This window comes from Butyrivibrio sp., assembly GCF_017940685.1.
Taxonomy (GTDB): Bacteria; Bacillota; Clostridia; order Lachnospirales; family Lachnospiraceae; genus Butyrivibrio.
Map to the genome: position 1 here is coordinate 1 of NZ_JAGAYD010000028.1, position 17,242 is coordinate 17,242.

A 17,242-nucleotide genomic window follows, 5' to 3' on the forward strand; every position below is an offset into this window, starting at 1 on the left:
GCTTCATATGTACGGTCTTGTTTCTGACGGCGGTGTACACAGCCACATCACACATATCTATGGCCTTTTAGAGCTTGCTAAAAAGAATGGCCTTAAGAAGGTATATGTTCATTGCTTCCTTGACGGAAGAGATACACCACCAGAGAGCGGAATTGACTTTGTACAGCAGCTTGAGGACAAGATGAAGGAACTTGGAATTGGTGAGATCGCTTCAATTTCTGGTCGTTACTACGCAATGGACAGAGATAACAACTATGACAGAGTTGAGATCGCTTACAATGCGCTTACAAAGGGCGAAGGCAACAAGGCTAATTCTGCTCACGAGTGCATGGTTAATACATACAAAGATGGCAAGACAGATGAGTTCGTTGTTCCTACAGTTATCATGAAGAACGGAGCTCCTGTAGCTACTATCAAGGATGGAGATTCAATCATTTTCTATAACTTCCGTCCAGACAGAGCAAGAGAGATCACACATTGCTTCTGCGATGATGAGTTTGATAAATTTAACAGAGGTAAGCGCCTTGACGTAACTTACGTTTGCTTTACAGATTATGATCCACTTATCCCTAACAAGGAAGTTGCCTTTAAGAAGGTTCTTCTTAACAACACCTTTGGTGAGTGGCTTGCAGCTAAGGGACTTAAGCAGGCGCGTATCGCTGAGACAGAGAAGTATGCTCATGTAACATTCTTCTTTAACGGCGGTGTTGAGCAGCCTAATGAGGGTGAGGACAGAGTTCTTGTAAACAGCCCTAAGGATGTTCCTACATATGACCTTAAGCCTCAGATGAGTGCTCCTGAAGTTTGCGAAAAGATTCTTGATGCAATAAACTCACAGAAGTACGACGTTGTTGTAGCTAATTTTGCTAATCCTGATATGGTTGGACATACAGGCGTTATCCCGGCAGCTGTAAAGGCTATTGAAGTAGTTGATGAGTGCGTTGGCAAGATCGTTGATGCTGTTAAGTCTGTTAACGGAACAATGTTCATCTGCGCTGATCACGGTAATGCAGACATGATGATAGATTACGAGACAGGAGAGCCTTGGACAGCTCATACAACAAACCCTGTTCCTTTCATCCTTGTTAACTATGACCCTGCTTATACTCTTCGTGAAGGCGGATGCCTTGCAGACATCATTCCTACACTTATTGAATGCATGGGAGAAAAACAGCCAGCTGAGATGACAGGAAAGAGTCTTCTTATCAAGAAATAATTGACTAACTGGTCCTGAATGTGCTATAGTACTTTTTGCGTGTTTTAGAATTCTTTGAACTTTTTTGGAGGTTTTTTCGTGAGCGTTTTAGATTACGTTTTTGGAGTTTTATTTATTATAATTTGCCTTGCGCTATGCGCACTTGTGCTTGCACAGGAAGGTAAGAACCAGGGACTTGGTGCTATTCAGGGAACAGTTGAGAACACATACTGGGGCAGGAATAAGGGCCGTTCAAGAGAGGGTATCCTTAAGAAAGTGACAGTAGTTCTTTCATTTGGCTTTATCATTCTTGGCATTGTTCTTAACATGGGTATTTTTTAATTAAAAATACAAATTATATTAACTTTTCTGGGCACTCTACTACAAGGTTAGTTGGGGTGCCCATATTTTATGGTATTATAAAGATATGAGTAAAAATAAGAGCCTAAAGCGCATGGATGAGCAGCTTTTTGGCAGAGATAAAAAGAAAAACTACATAACAGGTCAGTTTGTTTCAAGTGGACGTGGATTTGGCTTTGTGGAAGTGGAAGGGAGAGAAGAAGATATCTTTATCCCTGAGGAGTATGTACACGGAGCTTTTCATACAGATACAGTTGAAGTTGAGATACTGCCAGAGAGCACAGGTAAAAGGCAGGAAGGCAGGATCAGGAATATCCTGGTAAGAGGTATTGAAGAAGTAGTTGGAACTTTTCAGGGTGAGACTAACTTTGGATTTGTTATTCCTGATAATAACAAGATCCAGAGCGATATATTTATTCCCAAGGAACATTCAAATGGAGCAGTATCCGGGGATAAAGTAGTTGTCCTTATCAGTGATTATGGTGACCCTATTGCAAGAAGAAAACCAGAGGGCAAGGTTAAGGAAGTTATAGGTAATATCAATGATCCAGGTGTTGATATCCTTTCAATAGTTATGGGATATGGCATACCCTATGAATTTCCTGAAAAGGTCATAAATCAGGCCAACAGATGTCCTGACAGCGTCAGCGAAGCTGATATGTACGGAAGGTCTGACCTTAGAAATGTGACTATGGTCACTATTGACGGCGAAGATGCCAAAGATCTTGACGATGCAGTAAGTCTTAGCATTGATGGAGATGGTAATTATCATCTTGGTGTTCATATAGCTGATGTAACTAACTACGTACAGGAGAGTTCAGCCCTTGACAGGGAAGCTTTAAAAAGAGGAACCAGTGTATACTTGGTAGACAGGGTTATACCAATGCTTCCCCACAGACTTTCCAATGGTATATGTTCCCTTAATCATGGAGAGGACAGACTGTCTTTAAGCTGTCTTATGACCTTTGATAAAAATGGGGGATTACTTGACCACGACATAGTTGAATCAGTTATAAATGTCAATGAGCGCATGTCTTATACAGATGTCGCTAAGATCTTAGAGGATAAGGATCCCGAGACTATAGACAGGTATAAAGAGCTTGTCCCAATGTTTGAGGATATGGCAGAGCTTTCCCACATCCTTAGAGGCAAGAGAGAAAAGAAAGGCGCTATTGACTTTGATTTTCCTGAGTCCAAGATTATCCTTGATAAAGATGGAAATCCTATAGACATCGTTCCTCATGAAAGAAATGTTGCAACAAGGCTCATTGAGGACTTTATGCTTGCTGCCAATCAGACTGTGGCAGAGCATTTTTACTATATGCAAAGTCCCTTTGTTTACAGAGTACATGAACAGCCTGATCCGGAGAAAATAGCATCTTTATCTTCCTTTGTGTCCAGCTTTGGTCATCATATAAAGATGCGCAAGGATGATGGAGTAAGACCAAAAGAACTACAAAAGCTCCTAAAGGGCATACAGGGGACCAAGGAAGAAGCGGTTATCAGCAGAATGGCACTAAGGTCCATGATGCAGGCTAAATATAGTACTGAGTGCACAGGTCACTTTGGACTGGCTTTTGACTATTATTGTCACTTTACTTCACCTATAAGGAGATATCCTGATCTTCAGATCCACAGGATCATCAAGGATTACCTGCGGGGCAGGATGAATGAAAAGAAGGCTTCTCACTACAGCGAGATCCTGGATGAGGTGGCAAAGCATTCCTCCGAGACAGAAAGGCGTGCTGAAGAGGCTGAGAGAGAAACTGACAAGCTTAAAAAGGCTCAGTTTATGGAAAATCATGTGGGTGAGCGCTTTGAAGGACTTGTTTCCGGTGTTACCCAGTATGGATTTTTTGTTGAGCTTGAAAACAGCTGTGAGGGTATGGTAAGGGCATCCTCTATGGAGGACGACTTCTACGTATATGATGAAAAGGCAATGAAGCTTGTTGGCGAGAGATACCACAAGGAGTATACCATTGGCCAGAAGGTACTTATCAGGGTTGTTGGTGCTGACAGACTCACAAAAACCATAGATTTTAAACTGGCAAGTGATGATCCGCAGGATGATACAGATGACTATGTGGAGTATTCAGACAGCCGCAGAGCTGTAGAAAAGAGAGCAAATAAGATCCGAAGACTCTCTCTGGAAGCTTCTGATACTGGCGAAAGATCTGATACCCCTGCAAGAAAAGTATCATCTGGCAAAAAGCCAGAAGATAAGAAAAAGTCCACACGAAAAGTTTATAAAGTACATAAATACAAGAAATCTGCAACCAGCAAGGCAGCCAGAAGTGCTCAGGGTAAGGGCAGATCCAGGAAAAAGAGATAACAATGGCAGAAGATAATAAGGCAAGAAAGTTAATAGCAAATAATAAAAAGGCTTATCATGACTATTTCATTGAGGAAAAGTATGAGGCTGGACTTGAGCTTTTCGGAACAGAGGTTAAATCCCTAAGACAGGGCAAGTGCAGCATCAAGGAGTCATGGATCAGCATCGATAAGGGCGAAGCTTTTATAATGGGCATGAACATCAGCCCCTATGAAAAGGGTAATATCTTTAACAAGGATCCCTTAAGAGTTAAAAAGCTTCTTTTACACAAGGCTGAAATAAGAAAGCTTGACCAGCAAAAAATGGTTCAGGGCTATACACTTGTGCCTCTTGAGGTGTATTTTAAAAATGGCAGAGTGAAAGTGGAAATAGGCCTTGCCAAGGGTAAAAAACTCTATGACAAGAGAGCTGATATGGCGAAAAAGGATCAGCAAAGAGAAGCAGAAAAAGAGTTTAAGCAAAGGTTCAAATAAACCTTTGTCTTAAGGAGGGTGTAACTGTAATAATGCCTGAAGATAAAGATGTATGGTTAGATCAGCTAAAGCACGTTGAGACAGCTGACGGAATAAGGTACACAGGTAGTAAGGAAGCTTATCTTAAGTTTCTTAGGACTTTCTATGCCACTTTGGAGGACAAGGCCGACGAGATTGAAAAATCCTACAAGAGTGGTGATATGGAGTTTTGTACTATCAAAGTCCATGCATTAAAAAGTACAGCCAGGATAATCGGAGCCAGAGAACTTTCAAAGCTTGCTGAAAAACTTGAAGAGGCTGGAAAGAAAAAGAACTTTAAGATTTTTGACGAGCATATATATGAACTTTTGTCCATGTACAGGCAGTATAAAGAAGACCTTGCCGGACTTCCAAGAGAACAGGATCTGATAAAAAAAGAACCCATTTCGGAGGATGCTCTTTCAGATGCCTATGATGCTCTAAGGACCTTTGCATCCCAAATGGATGTGGATGCAGTAAAGATGATTTTGGACGAGCTTGACACCTATAAACTTTTAGCAAGTGATGAAGAAAGAATTGAAACAATTAACAGAAAATTGTTACAATTTGATTGGGATGGAATAGAAAAGCTGTTACAATAGAGGTATAAATATACGGCACCCTTGGAGGATGTGTATCTATGGCTGTAAATAAAGCAATTGTAATAGGACAAAAAGAATCGTTCTTCATCAAGGTACTTATAAAAAAGATGGAGGATGGCAGGATTCAGACTAAGTATGTTCAGAATACTGTTGATGATATCAACAGCAACATAAACGATGCTGATATTGCTGTATATTATATGGATTCTGGTGAACTTATAGAGGCCAGCATCTTAAGGTTTATAGTAGATACACTTAAAGACAAGGAAAAGAAGCTGATCCTGATAGGAGACCCTGCTGATACCAGGTTCTTAAGTGACGATATTCCAGATGATATTCTCTATCAGGTGCTTCCAAGGCCACTTGATAATGACAAGTTTATGTCCGTTATATCTGAGTTCTTTAAGAAAAGCTCCATGGATGAGTTTAAAAAGAGTATTTTGGTTTGCGATGATGACCCCAATTATCTGGGCCTTGTAAGAGAGTGGCTTAAGGATACATACAAGGTATCAGTTGTAACATCAGGACTTCAGGCCATCAAGTGGCTTGGAAAAAACAAGGCCGATCTTATTTTGCTTGATCATGAAATGCCGGTAACAACAGGTCCACAGGTTCTTGAGATGTTAAGGGCAGATGAGGAGACCAGATCTATTCCAGTTATGTTCCTTACTGGTAAGAGCGATAAAGAGAGCGTGCTTGCTGTTGTGGCTCTTAAGCCTGAAGGATATTTCCTTAAGAATATTGAAAAGGATGAGCTTTTAGAGAAGCTTGGACATTTCTTTGCTCTTCAGGCAGCAAAAAATGGCTAAACCTACAGGTTATTGATTTAATCTGTGTTTATGTATATACTGAAAAAGCAAATTAAATAAGGGTTAGTAAAGGTTTCGACAGGGATTTTGAAGCTGGAGAAGCTATCCGCAGGACGGTGCGTTAAACTTCAAATTAAAATTAAACGCTGAAGATAATTTAGCATTTGCTGCCTAAGGGCAGCTCGTGGACCTGAGTACACCTACATACTTAGTAATCCGCGTCAAATCTTGTAGGAAACGACATGGCAAGTGCCTCGAGGCTGTGGTCGTATAAGGGGCTACAGATCATCTTTGGTTGCCTATTACTGAAGGTGTGATGGAACAGGAATGCAGAATTCCGAAATAACAGGCTATGATAGTAGAAGGACAGGGGATGAATTTTTGGACGCGGGTTCGACTCCCGCCTAATCCACTCGGGAAAAGAGCTATTTTATGTGGCTCTTTTTTGATTTGTAGATAATTGTCAGAATATATCACAATTTTGTCACAAATTTAGCGACGCAATTTGATATACTGACACTATGCGTTTCATATTTATTTATTTGTGAGGGGAAAAGATGGCGCTAAGTAAAAAGAGAATAGTTGTAAAAGTTGGAACTTCAACAATAACAAACGAAGAGGGCAATATTGACATAAGGACCCTGGACCATCTGTGCAGGGCTTTGGCCGGTGTTGAAAATCTTGGATATGATCTGGTCCTGGTATCATCAGGCGCTATAGCTGTTGGTGCTGGTAAGATGAGACTTGCCCAAAAGCCAAAGGAGATCAGGATGAAGCAGGCTGCAGCCGCAGTTGGGCAGACTGAGCTCATGCACCTGTATGACAAGTTCTTTAGTGAATATGGCAGGATGGTTGGCCAGATTCTTCTTGATAATGGGGATATTTTAGACCCTGTAAGAAGCGAGAATCTAAAGAACACCTTTGATGCTCTTTTAGAGAATCACATTATTCCTATAGTCAATGAAAATGACTCAGTAAGCCACACAGAGATTGAGTCTGAGAAAAAGCTCTTTTCTGATAATGATATGCTCTCAGCTGTGGTAGCAGTATTCTGTAATGCCTGTAAGCTGATCATTTTTTCTGATATTGATGGTTTATATGATGGCAATCCAAGCACTAATCCGGATGCCAAGCTCATAAGCAGGGTAGAAGAGATCACTGAAGAATTAAAGGGACTTGCTTCTGGCTCTGGCTCTAACAGAGGAACCGGCGGTATGATAACCAAGCTTGAAGCAGCAGAGCTTGCGACTTCAAGAGGGATTGACGTTCTTATTACCAATGGTAAAAATCCTGAAAAGCTCTATGACATCATTGAAAAAAAGAAAGTCGGAACTTTATTTGTAGCAAAAAAATAAAGCATTTGACTGACTTTTGAAGTGTTCATCAATCAAATGCTTATTTTTGCTTTATAGATCAGACATTTTCATGGAACTTATCATATATCTCAGTAAGATAAGTCTTGACAATCTGAATGTTTGACATCTTGCGAAGGTCTACATTGCCCATGCTTACTGCAATCTCATCTGCAAGAAGAAGCATGTCATATATCTTTAACTTGAACTCGTTCCTGCTAAGCTGATCCACGTTGATCTCCATAAGAGGAGCACCAAGCTTCATTGTTACGTTTTCATCAGCGATTCCGGTCTGTACAATGCGGCTTTCAGGATCAAAATTAACGTAGAGGATGAGTTTTTCTTTCTCGTGCTTTTTTAAAGTAGTAGGAGTCTGGTGTGAAGCGTCCATCCACTCGTAGAAATCTGCCTCGTCCGGGTTCATAAGGAACTTTGTGAGTTCTTCTCTATGTTTTTCAACGTACTGCATATATTTGCTGGCGTTAGGACCAGTATAAGCCAATTCTACCTTGACACCATTGTCTGTTTTAACAAGACGACATTTTTCAGCAACTTCCTTGATCTTGAGGGAGGTTTCTGTGTTGCCGATCATCTTAAAAGTGCCGGTTTCCAATTCCTGCTTAAATTCCATTGCGTTCTCCTTGTCTGTTTGTAAGTAACTACCTATAAATCAGTTGTTAGTATAGCATAAAGAATTTAAAAATGATATACTATCTAAAGTCTGAGACTTGGCTTTTCAGATTTAGTATTAGAGAAAGTTTTGTAATGGGTAAGAAATGGCTACTAATAACAGGGGAAATTCATCCAGGGGAGCTTCAAAAAAGAGCTCATCCAGGTCTAAAAGTGCATCAAAAAAGGCAAGGCCTCAGGAGGAAGAGATTCTTGACTACTCCTTAAGGAGTGAGCTTGTCGTCATTGGAATGGTGGCACTTACTATCTTTTTATTCCTATGTAATTTTGGCATATGTGGTGCTTTTGGAGACGCTGTAAGTAGTGTTTTATTTGGTTTGTTTGGAATTACAGCCTATATCGCACCTTTAGTTATTCTTGGCACAGTTGTGATATCTATTGCTAATTTTGGCTCCAGCGCATCAACAAGGAAGGTCGTATCTGGAATAGTTCTTTTCTTCCTTGTAGGGATCATTGCGGAGCTTTTGTCAGGACGTCCTCAGTCCGCTGAATCCTATGATATAAAAATGATCTATTCTCAGGCCAGTGAATATCGAAATGGCGGAGGTGTTTTCGCCGGTTCTCTTGCCTATCTTTCATACAAATATCTTTCACTTGTGGGATCTGTTTTGCTTATCCTGCTTCTTTCAATTGCTGCAATTGTGGTATTTACCCAGCACTCCTTTGTGGGAGGACTTAAAAAGGGTGGAAGGCGCATTATAGACAGAACCCGTCAGGAAGCTGACAACTACAGGGACTACGCTGAAAAGCGAAGGGAAAAGATGGAACAGCGAAGAGCCCAGGTGGAGGAGAAAAGACGACTTTTGCTTGAGCAAAAGGAAGATGAGAAGATCCTTCGCATGGAGAAAAAAGTTGCTGGCGTCATGCTGGATACTGAGCTCAAAAAAGAAGAGGATGAGGAACAGCCTGATAAAAAGATCAAGATCCACGGAGAAGATGACAAGTCAGATAAAAATCTCTTTATCCCTGATGAAGATGAGTTTCACGACGACATTCATGAGATCACTTTAAAGAATGCAATCGATGAGATAAGCAGTGCTGACGAGGACATTTACGAAGAGTCTTACGAAGATTCATCTTATAAAGAATCTTATGTCGAGGAAAGCAAAGAGGAAGAGGAGACTAAGACAGAGAATGCTCCTATTAAACTTGTTGCAAGGAGCGCAGATGAACCGGAAAGCGACCATGATCCACTTCCAGATGTACCGATTCACGCAGAGCATCTTGGTAATGGCATGAATGGTGAATATGTAGTTCATGCCCAGGACCACATATCTCAGTCTTCTGGTGCAAATACCAGTATAAATGGTGCTTCAAAAAGCTCAGTATCATCTCTTGGACCTGGTCCTCACACCACTAGTCCTGGCATGGAAAAAGAAATCGAGAAGCACAAAAAGGTTATCAACAAGAAGTATGTGTTCCCGCCAATTTCGCTTCTTGAAAAGGGCGTTAAGAACAAGAACACAGATACCGCAAGGCAGCTGAAGGAGACGGCACTTAAACTTCAGGAGACACTGCGCACCTTTGGAGTAAACGTTACGGTAACTGATATCAGTCAGGGACCTGCAGTAACAAGGTTTGAACTTCAGCCTGAAGCGGGAGTGAGAGTCAATAAGATAGTATCCCTTGCTGATGACATCAAGATGAATCTTGCTGCCAGCGATATCAGAATAGAGGCTCCGATTCCAGGTAAGGCTGCTGTCGGAATAGAGGTTCCCAATAAGGAGAATCAGGCAGTTGCTTTAAGAGACCTTCTGGAATCCCAGGAATACAAGAACTTTTCATCAAAGCTTGCCTTTGCTGTTGGTAAGGATATAGCAGGTAAGACAGTAGTGACAGATATAGCCAAGATGCCCCATCTTCTTATTGCTGGAGCAACGGGATCTGGTAAGTCTGTCTGCATAAACACCATCATCATGAGCCTTATCTATAAGGCTGATCCCAAGGATGTTCAGATGATCATGATCGATCCTAAGATAGTGGAGCTTTCAGTGTATAACGGAATTCCACATCTTATGATCCCGGTTGTTACAGACCCTAAGAAGGCTGCTGCAGCCTTGAACTGGGCAGTTGCAGAGATGACGAGCAGATACAAAAAATTTGCTGATACTGGAGTGAGGGATCTAAAGGGCTATAACAAGCTCCTTGCAGAAAAGAATGATCCTGACAATCCACCGCTTCCACAGCTTGTTGTTATCGTAGACGAGCTTGCTGACCTTATGATGGTTTCAGCCAACGAGGTTGAGGATGCAATCTGCAGATTGACTCAGCTGGCAAGAGCTGCAGGTATCCATTTGATAATTGCAACCCAGCGTCCATCAGTAGATGTCATCACAGGACTTATCAAGGCCAACATGCCAAGTAGAATTGCTTTTGCTGTGTCCAGTGGTGTTGATTCGAGGACGATCCTTGATATTAACGGCGCAGAAAAGCTCCTTGGTAAGGGCGACATGCTCTTTTACCCCCAGGGCTACACAAAACCGGCCAGAGTTCAGGGAGCATTTGTTTCAGACAAGGAAGTACAGGCAGTTACTGATTTCTTGAAAAACCAGGGAATCGACTCTTCATATAGCGAAGAAATTGAGATGCAGATAAATAATCTGCAGAGCCAGTCCGGTGGAGGAGGCGGAAGTTTTGGATCTTCCGATCCGGATTCAGGCAGAGATGAGTACTTTGTTCAGGCAGGGAACATAATCATAGAAAAAGAAAAGGCTTCAATCGGAATGCTGCAAAGAGTCTTCAAGATCGGCTTTAACAGAGCCGCAAGGATCATGGACCAGCTTTGCGAGGCCGGAGTAGTTGGAGATGAGGAAGGTACCAAGCCCAGGAAAGTACTGATGTCAAAAGCGGAGTTTGAATCTTATTTAAACGGAGGAGAGTAAATGGCTGTAAAGAGTGATATCGAAATTGCACAGGAAGCTAAGATGCTTCACATCAGAGAGGTGGCACAAAAGCTGTCTATTACCGAAGATGACCTTGAGTATTATGGCAGATACAAGGCTAAGCTTACGGAAGAATACCTCTCAAAGGTACAGGGGAATAAGAAGGGCAAGCTTATTCTCGTAACTGCGATCAATCCTACTCCAGCAGGTGAAGGAAAGACCACTACCAGCGTAGGACTTGGAGATGCACTTAACAGGCTTGGCTACAAGACTGTAATTGCACTTCGTGAGCCTTCTCTTGGACCATGTTTTGGTATAAAGGGTGGAGCTGCAGGTGGTGGATATGCACAGGTTGTTCCTATGGAAGACCTTAACCTCCACTTTACCGGAGATTTTCATGCAATAACTGCTGCAAACAACCTTTTGGCCGCACTTCTCGATAATCACATACAGCAGGGTAATGAACTTGGCATCGACACCAGACAGATCATCTGGAAAAGAGCTGAGGACATGAACGACAGAGCTCTTAGAAATATTGTAGTAGGTCTTGGCGCCAAAGCTGATGGCGTTCCAAGAGAAGATCATTTTGTTATAACAGTTGCTTCAGAGATAATGGCTATTCTTTGTCTTGCCAGTGATATGAACGACTTAAAAGCAAGACTATCAAGGATAATCGTTGCTTATACAAGAGACGGCGAGCCTGTAACAGCCAAGGACTTAAATGCAGTTGGCTCTATGGCAGCTCTTTTGAAGGATGCAATAAAGCCTAATCTTGTTCAGACTCTTGAGCACACACCAGTTATTGTTCATGGCGGACCTTTTGCCAATATCGCTCATGGCTGTAACTCAGTAAGAGCAACTAAGACAGCTCTTAGCATTTCAGACTATACAGTTACAGAGGCAGGCTTTGGTGCTGACCTTGGTGCTGAGAAGTTCCTTGACATCAAGTGCAGGATCGCAGGCCTTAAGCCTGATGCAGTTGTGCTTGTTGCAACAATAAGAGCACTTAAGTACAACGGCGGCGTTGCTAAGGCTGACCTTGGAACAGAGAACCTTGAGGCTCTCAAAAAAGGTATTGTTAACCTTGAAAAGCACATTGAGAACATCCAGAAATACGGTGTTCCTGTTGTAGTTACTCTCAACGCATTCCTTACAGATACTCAGGCAGAGATGGATTATGTAAAGGCCTTCTGTGAGGAGAGAGGCTGCAAATTTGCCCTGTCAGAAGTATGGGCTAAGGGCGGCGAAGGCGGAGAAGCTCTCGCAAAAGAAGTTATTGAGACTATAAACACCAAGCCATCTAATTATGCTCCAATCTATCCTGATGATATGTCTCTTCAGGACAAGATAACTACTGTATCAAAAGAAATCTATGGCGCAGACGGCGTGAACTTTGCACCAGCAGCACTTCGCCAGCTTAAGAAGATTGAAGAGATGGGATTTGGAAAGCTTCCTGTATGCATGGCCAAGACACAGTATTCGCTTTCTGATGATCCTGCACTTCTTGGAAGACCAAGAGATTACAATATCACTGTTCGTGAGGCATATGTATCTGCAGGTGCAGGCTTTGTTGTTGCACTGACCGGAGCAATCGTTACTATGCCAGGTCTTCCTAAGAGACCAGCTGCCTTTGATATTGATGTCAATGAAGAAGGCAAGATTGTAGGATTATTCTAAGGAGCTAATATGAGTGCTACTTTAATTGATGGTAAGGCTATATCACAGCAGATAAAGGATGAGCTTAAGGAAAAATGCTTGGAGCTAAAGGACAAGGGCATAGAAGTTACGCTGGCTGTTATCCTTGTAGGAAGCGATCCTGCTTCCCAGGTATATGTTAGAAATAAAAAGAGAGCCTGCGAATATATTGGCTATAATTCTCTTTCCTATGAGCTTCCAGAAGATACAACCATGGAAAAGCTCCTTGGTATTATTGATGAGCTCAACAATCGAAGCGATGTGGATGGCATTCTTGTTCAGATGCCACTTCCAAAGCATATGGATGAGAAAAAAGTAATAAATGCTATTCGACCTGATAAGGACGTAGATGGATTCCATCCAATGAACGTCGGGGCTCTTGTGGTAGGAGATAAGGGATTTGTATCCTGCACTCCTGCAGGGGTTATACAGCTCCTTAAAAGAGGGCTTCCTGATTATGATATATCAGGAAAAGAGTGCGTCATTGTAGGAAGGTCCAATATAGTTGGCAAGCCAATGTCTCTTTTGATGCTAAGAGAGAATGCCACTGTGACTGTGGCTCATTCCAGGACCAGCAATCTTAAAGAGGTGTGCAAAAGAGCTGATATTATAATTGCTGCTGTAGGAAAGGCAGGAGTTATAACAAAAGACCATGTTAAGCCCGGAGCAGTTGTTATTGATGTGGGTATTAACAGGGGCGATGACGGAAAGCTTTGCGGAGACGTAAAGTTTGATGAAGTTTCTGAAATAGCTCATGCCATAACTCCGGTACCTGGCGGTGTTGGACCAATGACCATTGCCATGCTCATGAATAACTGCTATGAAGCTGCACTATCACACAAGTTGGGAGAATAAATGAAGTGTCCTAATTGTGGCCTTGAGATTCCGGAAGGACATATGTATTGTGACCACTGTGGCCTTGAGATCAATTTCGTCCCAGAGTTTGATCCTGAAGTAGAAAACGAGATCAATGCCACTTTATCCGGAATGGCAGATGAACTAAATAAAGAAGACCGGGAAAAAGAGGAAAAGAGAAAGAAGAGAAAAAAGCTGATCCGTGCTATCACTTCAAGATGGCAGATGATCCTTGCTTCTTTGATGGCTTTTGCTCTTTTGGCTATTGCTGCATTTTACCTGTTTGCCTATAACAGCAAGTCTTCGCTTTACTATCTGAGGCAGGCTGAGAATGAAAAAGCCAAGGGAAGTATTGAGAGTGCTATTGAGATATTAAAGGATGGACACAAAGATCATCCAAATAACACTGACATTATTTTTCGAATGTCAGACTATTATCTTGAAGATGGCAATACCAGTGAAGCTGTAGATACACTAAGGATCATTACGGACGGATCTTCTTTCACAGATGAGAAAGTGCTTAATGCCTATGAGAGTATCATTTCAATCTACAGGCAAAGTGGTGACTATGACAAGGTGGCACAGATTCTGAATGAAAGTGATGCTCCTGCTGTGGAAGGGCTTCGCCAGAGGTATATACCGGCAATGCCTGTAATGAGTCCCGTTTCAGGAACTTATACAGAAGTAAGTGTGAATATTAAACTCCTTGAGGGAACCTCCAACAAGATCTACTACACAGTCAATGATGGCGAACCGGATTCTGGAAGTATCATGTATGATAATGAGATCGTGCTTGATGATGATGGGACATATAACATCAAGGCAGTTGCTGTGAATGAATATGGTATTTCCAGTCCTGTATCTGAGTGTGAGTATACAGTTGAAAAAGGAGCTCCTGCAGAGCCTGAGATAATGGAACCAAGCGGTGACTACAACCAGAACACAATGATAGTTGCTGTTGCTGAGGCAGGAACATCTATCTTTTATACCACCGATGGCAGTGATCCAACCATGGAGTCCAAACAGTATGTATCACCGATCACAATGCCTGTTGGAAGCAGTCATTTCAGATTTATTGCATATGACAACGATGGGAACTTCAGTGAGATAGTAGACAGGCAGTATCATCTGATCTATACAAGACTTGTTTCTACGGAGCAGGCTGTTAACAACCTTGTTAGTACTTTGGTAAGGCTTGGATATCTTTTGGATAATACCGGAAAGGCCATAGGAGTGGAGGGTCACAACGAATACATCTATAACTCTGTAATAGAGATACAGGGAGCGGGAGAGTATTACGTTGTAGTCGAAAACCACGTATCCAATGATGGAACAGTGGCTCCAACAGGGCTTATGTATGCTGTTAATACTCATGACGGCGCAGTAAACAGACTTGGCTATGATTCAAGCGGCAAATATACACTTATCACGATATCAAACAGGTAGAGAGCACTTTAACGGTTTAAAGGTTTAACGCTTGAAATTTTGCCTGTCTTCGGTTATTATTTTTAATTAAGCGTGAATAATTATTAGGGGAACAATAAATTTTTTTGGTAGGAGGATTACTATGTTCAAGATTTTGGAGGCCAGAGAGCTGACAACAAACATTTATCAGATGATTGTTGAGGCTCCACGTGTGGCTAGTGCCTGTTTACCAGGACAGTTTCTGATCATTCGTGTTCATGAAGATGGAGAGAGAATACCTCTCACAATTTGTGACTACGACAGAGAAAAGGGTACAGTTGAGATCGTAGTTCAGGCTATTGGTGCTGAAACTTTTAAGCTCTCTAAGCTTAAGGCTGGTGATGAACTGGCTGATGTTGTGGGACCTTTAGGCAAAGCTTCTGACCTGGTTTATGAGGACATCGATGAACTTAAGAAAAAGAAGATCGTATTCATCGCAGGCGGTGTTGGTACAGCACCAGTTTATCCTCAGGCTAAGTGGCTTAAGGAACATGGCGTTGACTGTGATGTTATTATCGGTGCCAAGAACAAGGATCTTGTAATCCTTGAGGATAGATTTAAAGAGGTTTGTAACCTTCATATCACAACAGATGACGGTTCCTACGGAAGAAGTGGAATGGTTACTGTAGCACTTCAGGATCTTTGGAATGAAGGCAACAAGTATGATCACTGTGTTGCTATCGGACCTATGATCATGATGAAATTTGTGTGCAAGCTTACCAAGGAGCTTGGTATTCCTACTGTAGTAAGCATGAATCCTATTATGGTTGATGGAACAGGAATGTGTGGAGCATGCAGACTTACTGTTGGCGGCGAAGTAAAATTTGCCTGCGTTGATGGACCAGAGTTTGATGGACACAAGGTTGATTTCGATCAGGCTATGAATCGAATGAAGCTTTACAAGACAGAAGAAGGAAGGCTCATGCTCAAGGCCCAGGAAGGTGACACACATCACGGCGGTTGCGGTAATTGCTAATATTCTGAAATAGGAGAATCGATATGGATGGATTTGTAAGAGTTCCTGTTCGCGAACAGGATGCAAAAGAAAGAGCCAAGAACTTTAGGGAAGTTTGTCTTGGATACAACAAAGAAGAAGCAGAGAGTGAAGCTACAAGATGCCTTAACTGTAAGAATCCCAAGTGCGTAGAGGGATGTCCTGTTTCAATTGATATCCCTGCATTTATTCAACAGGTTAAGGAAGGAAATGTTGAAGGCGCATATCAGACAATCAGTAAGTCAAGTGCCCTTCCAGCAATTTGCGGAAGAGTTTGCCCACAGGAGAGCCAGTGCGAAGGTAAGTGCGTAAGAGGCATTAAGGGTGATCCTGTTTCAATTGGTAAGCTTGAGAGATATGTTGCTGATACAGCAAGAGAAATGGGCATTGTTCCTGAGGGTGCCAAGGAGAAAAAGAACAAGAAGGTTGCAGTTATCGGCTCAGGTCCTTCTGGACTTACCTGTGCTGGAGACCTTGCAAAGATGGGCTATGATGTAACTATCTTTGAAGCACTTCATGAGGCTGGCGGAGTACTTGTTTATGGTATTCCTGAATTCCGTCTTCCTAAGAGTGCAGTAGTTAAAAAGGAAATCGAAAACGTTAAGGCTCTTGGCGTAAAGCTTGAGACCGATGTTGTTATTGGAAAGTCGGTTACAATTGATGAGCTTATGGAGAAAGAGGGCTTTGAGGCAGTATTTATTGGATCAGGTGCCGGCCTTCCAAGATTCATGAACATCCCTGGCGAGCAGGCTATGGGTGTATTCTCAGCCAATGAGTATCTTACAAGAAGCAACCTGATGAAGGCTTTTGATGAGAACTCAACTACTCCTATCATGAGAGCTAAAAAGTGCGTAGTAGTTGGTGGTGGTAACGTTGCTATGGACGCAGCAAGAACAGCTCTTCGTCTTGGAGCTGAGGTACATGTTGTTTACAGACGTGGTGAGGAAGAGCTTCCTGCACGTAAGGAAGAGGTTCATCACGCTAAGGAGGAAGGCATCATATTTGACCTTCTTACTAATCCTGTTGAGATCCACGAGGACGAGAATGGATGGGTAAAGAGCATCACATGTATCCGTATGGAGCTTGGAGAGCCTGATGAGTCTGGTAGAAGAAGCCCAGTTGAGATTCCTGGCTCAGAGTTTGAGATAGAGTGCGATGCAGTTATCATGTCACTTGGAACATCACCTAACCCTCTTATTTCTTCTACTACTGAGGGACTTGAGGTTAACCGCAGAAAGTGCATCGTAGCAACAGAAGAGACTGGACAGACATCCAAGGAAGGCGTATTTGCAGGCGGTGATGCAGTAACTGGAGCAGCTACTGTTATTCTTGCAATGGGTGCTGGAAAGGCAGCTGCCAAGGGAATTGATGAGTACCTGTCTTCAAAGTGATCTTTGAACTATAATATACCTGCAATCTGGGGCATGGGTTAGTTTATCTAACCTATGCTCTTTTTTGTATTTATGAAGAAAAATTAAGAAATTTCGACGGTAAATCTTAAGATTTTGCTGATAACATGAG

General features: G+C 42.2%; 14 protein-coding genes and 1 other RNA gene. 14 read left to right on the plus strand and 1 reads right to left on the minus strand.

Translation table 11 applies throughout. The features are described from left to right. The 8 genes from gpmI to proB all read left to right on the plus strand — a co-directional run. Positions 1 to 1,216, plus strand: a 1,216-nt coding sequence (gpmI, locus tag J6I68_RS02065) for a 2,3-bisphosphoglycerate-independent phosphoglycerate mutase (RefSeq protein ID WP_292216871.1), incomplete at its 5' end; no start/stop codon positions are given. A 78-nt stretch (positions 1,217 to 1,294) separates the two neighbouring features. After that, positions 1,295 to 1,537, plus strand: coding sequence for a preprotein translocase subunit SecG (secG, locus tag J6I68_RS02070; RefSeq protein WP_292216875.1), 243 nt, complete (start codon positions 1,295 to 1,297; stop codon positions 1,535 to 1,537). 85 nt (positions 1,538 to 1,622) lie between these two features. Then, entirely contained in the window at positions 1,623 to 3,887 is a 2,265-nt protein-coding gene (gene rnr / locus J6I68_RS02075; protein ID WP_292216879.1) for a ribonuclease R, read from the plus strand. 2 nt (positions 3,888 to 3,889) lie between these two features. Further along, positions 3,890 to 4,360 carry an SsrA-binding protein SmpB gene (smpB, locus tag J6I68_RS02080; RefSeq protein WP_292204511.1) on the plus strand — a complete coding sequence of 157 codons (471 nt, stop codon included), beginning with the start codon at positions 3,890 to 3,892 and terminating at the stop codon, positions 4,358 to 4,360. A gap of 32 nt (positions 4,361 to 4,392) precedes the next feature. Next, complete coding sequence (locus J6I68_RS02085) at positions 4,393 to 4,980, plus strand: Hpt domain-containing protein (protein WP_292216881.1); 588 nt, start codon at positions 4,393 to 4,395, stop codon at positions 4,978 to 4,980. 38 nt (positions 4,981 to 5,018) lie between these two features. Beyond that, complete coding sequence (locus J6I68_RS02090; protein WP_292216883.1) at positions 5,019 to 5,789, plus strand: response regulator; 771 nt, start codon at positions 5,019 to 5,021, stop codon at positions 5,787 to 5,789. Between the two features lie 60 nt (positions 5,790 to 5,849). Next, positions 5,850 to 6,204, plus strand: a transfer-messenger RNA (tmRNA) gene (gene ssrA, locus J6I68_RS02095). A gap of 142 nt (positions 6,205 to 6,346) precedes the next feature. After that, positions 6,347 to 7,144: a glutamate 5-kinase gene (proB, locus tag J6I68_RS02100; protein WP_292216885.1), complete on the plus strand. Its 798-nt coding sequence runs from the start codon at positions 6,347 to 6,349 to the stop codon at positions 7,142 to 7,144. Between the two features lie 58 nt (positions 7,145 to 7,202). Here the strand turns inward: proB and J6I68_RS02105 are convergent, their stop codons facing one another. Next, the gene (locus J6I68_RS02105; protein WP_292216887.1) at positions 7,203 to 7,772 is read right to left on the minus strand and encodes a hypothetical protein; all 570 of its coding nucleotides are present in this window, start codon (positions 7,770 to 7,772) and stop codon (positions 7,203 to 7,205) included. A 145-nt stretch (positions 7,773 to 7,917) separates the two neighbouring features. Between J6I68_RS02105 and J6I68_RS02110 the strand changes: the two genes are divergently transcribed. The 6 genes from J6I68_RS02110 (at position 7,918) to gltA (ending at position 17,112) form a co-directional block, all read left to right on the plus strand. Then, positions 7,918 to 10,713 (plus strand): DNA translocase FtsK 4TM domain-containing protein, encoded by a 2,796-nt coding sequence (locus J6I68_RS02110; RefSeq protein WP_292216889.1) that lies wholly within the window; start codon positions 7,918 to 7,920, stop codon positions 10,711 to 10,713. Continuing rightward, positions 10,714 to 12,390 carry a formate--tetrahydrofolate ligase gene (locus J6I68_RS02115; protein WP_292216892.1) on the plus strand — a complete coding sequence of 559 codons (1,677 nt, stop codon included), beginning with the start codon at positions 10,714 to 10,716 and terminating at the stop codon, positions 12,388 to 12,390. Positions 12,391 to 12,399: 9 nt separating this feature from the next. After that, positions 12,400 to 13,263: a bifunctional methylenetetrahydrofolate dehydrogenase/methenyltetrahydrofolate cyclohydrolase FolD gene (folD, locus tag J6I68_RS02120; protein ID WP_292216894.1), complete on the plus strand. Its 864-nt coding sequence runs from the start codon at positions 12,400 to 12,402 to the stop codon at positions 13,261 to 13,263. Beyond that, positions 13,264 to 14,709 carry an FN3 associated domain-containing protein gene (locus tag J6I68_RS02125; RefSeq protein ID WP_292216895.1) on the plus strand — a complete coding sequence of 482 codons (1,446 nt, stop codon included), beginning with the start codon at positions 13,264 to 13,266 and terminating at the stop codon, positions 14,707 to 14,709. A 121-nt stretch (positions 14,710 to 14,830) separates the two neighbouring features. Then, entirely contained in the window at positions 14,831 to 15,703 is an 873-nt protein-coding gene (locus J6I68_RS02130; protein WP_292216896.1) for a sulfide/dihydroorotate dehydrogenase-like FAD/NAD-binding protein, read from the plus strand. 23 nt (positions 15,704 to 15,726) lie between these two features. Further along, positions 15,727 to 17,112: an NADPH-dependent glutamate synthase gene (gltA, locus tag J6I68_RS02135; RefSeq protein ID WP_292216898.1), complete on the plus strand. Its 1,386-nt coding sequence runs from the start codon at positions 15,727 to 15,729 to the stop codon at positions 17,110 to 17,112. Positions 17,113 to 17,242: the final 130 nt, after the last annotated feature.

Excerpts from the sequence above, each read along its gene's own strand:
- rnr (WP_292216879.1), top strand. The coding sequence starts at position 1,623 with ATGAGTAAAAATAAGAGCCTAAAGCGCATGGATGAGCAGCTTTTTGGC.
- smpB (WP_292204511.1), top strand. The coding sequence starts at position 3,890 with ATGGCAGAAGATAATAAGGCAAGAAAGTTAATAGCAAATAATAAAAAG.
- J6I68_RS02085 (WP_292216881.1), top strand. The coding sequence starts at position 4,393 with ATGCCTGAAGATAAAGATGTATGGTTAGATCAGCTAAAGCACGTTGAG.
- J6I68_RS02090 (WP_292216883.1), top strand. The coding sequence starts at position 5,019 with ATGGCTGTAAATAAAGCAATTGTAATAGGACAAAAAGAATCGTTCTTC.
- proB (WP_292216885.1), top strand. The coding sequence starts at position 6,347 with ATGGCGCTAAGTAAAAAGAGAATAGTTGTAAAAGTTGGAACTTCAACA.
- J6I68_RS02105 (WP_292216887.1), bottom strand. The coding sequence starts at position 7,772 with ATGGAATTTAAGCAGGAATTGGAAACCGGCACTTTTAAGATGATCGGC.
- J6I68_RS02110 (WP_292216889.1), top strand. The coding sequence starts at position 7,918 with ATGGCTACTAATAACAGGGGAAATTCATCCAGGGGAGCTTCAAAAAAG.
- J6I68_RS02115 (WP_292216892.1), top strand. The coding sequence starts at position 10,714 with ATGGCTGTAAAGAGTGATATCGAAATTGCACAGGAAGCTAAGATGCTT.
- folD (WP_292216894.1), top strand. The coding sequence starts at position 12,400 with ATGAGTGCTACTTTAATTGATGGTAAGGCTATATCACAGCAGATAAAG.
- J6I68_RS02125 (WP_292216895.1), top strand. The coding sequence starts at position 13,264 with ATGAAGTGTCCTAATTGTGGCCTTGAGATTCCGGAAGGACATATGTAT.
- J6I68_RS02130 (WP_292216896.1), top strand. The coding sequence starts at position 14,831 with ATGTTCAAGATTTTGGAGGCCAGAGAGCTGACAACAAACATTTATCAG.
- gltA (WP_292216898.1), top strand. The coding sequence starts at position 15,727 with ATGGATGGATTTGTAAGAGTTCCTGTTCGCGAACAGGATGCAAAAGAA.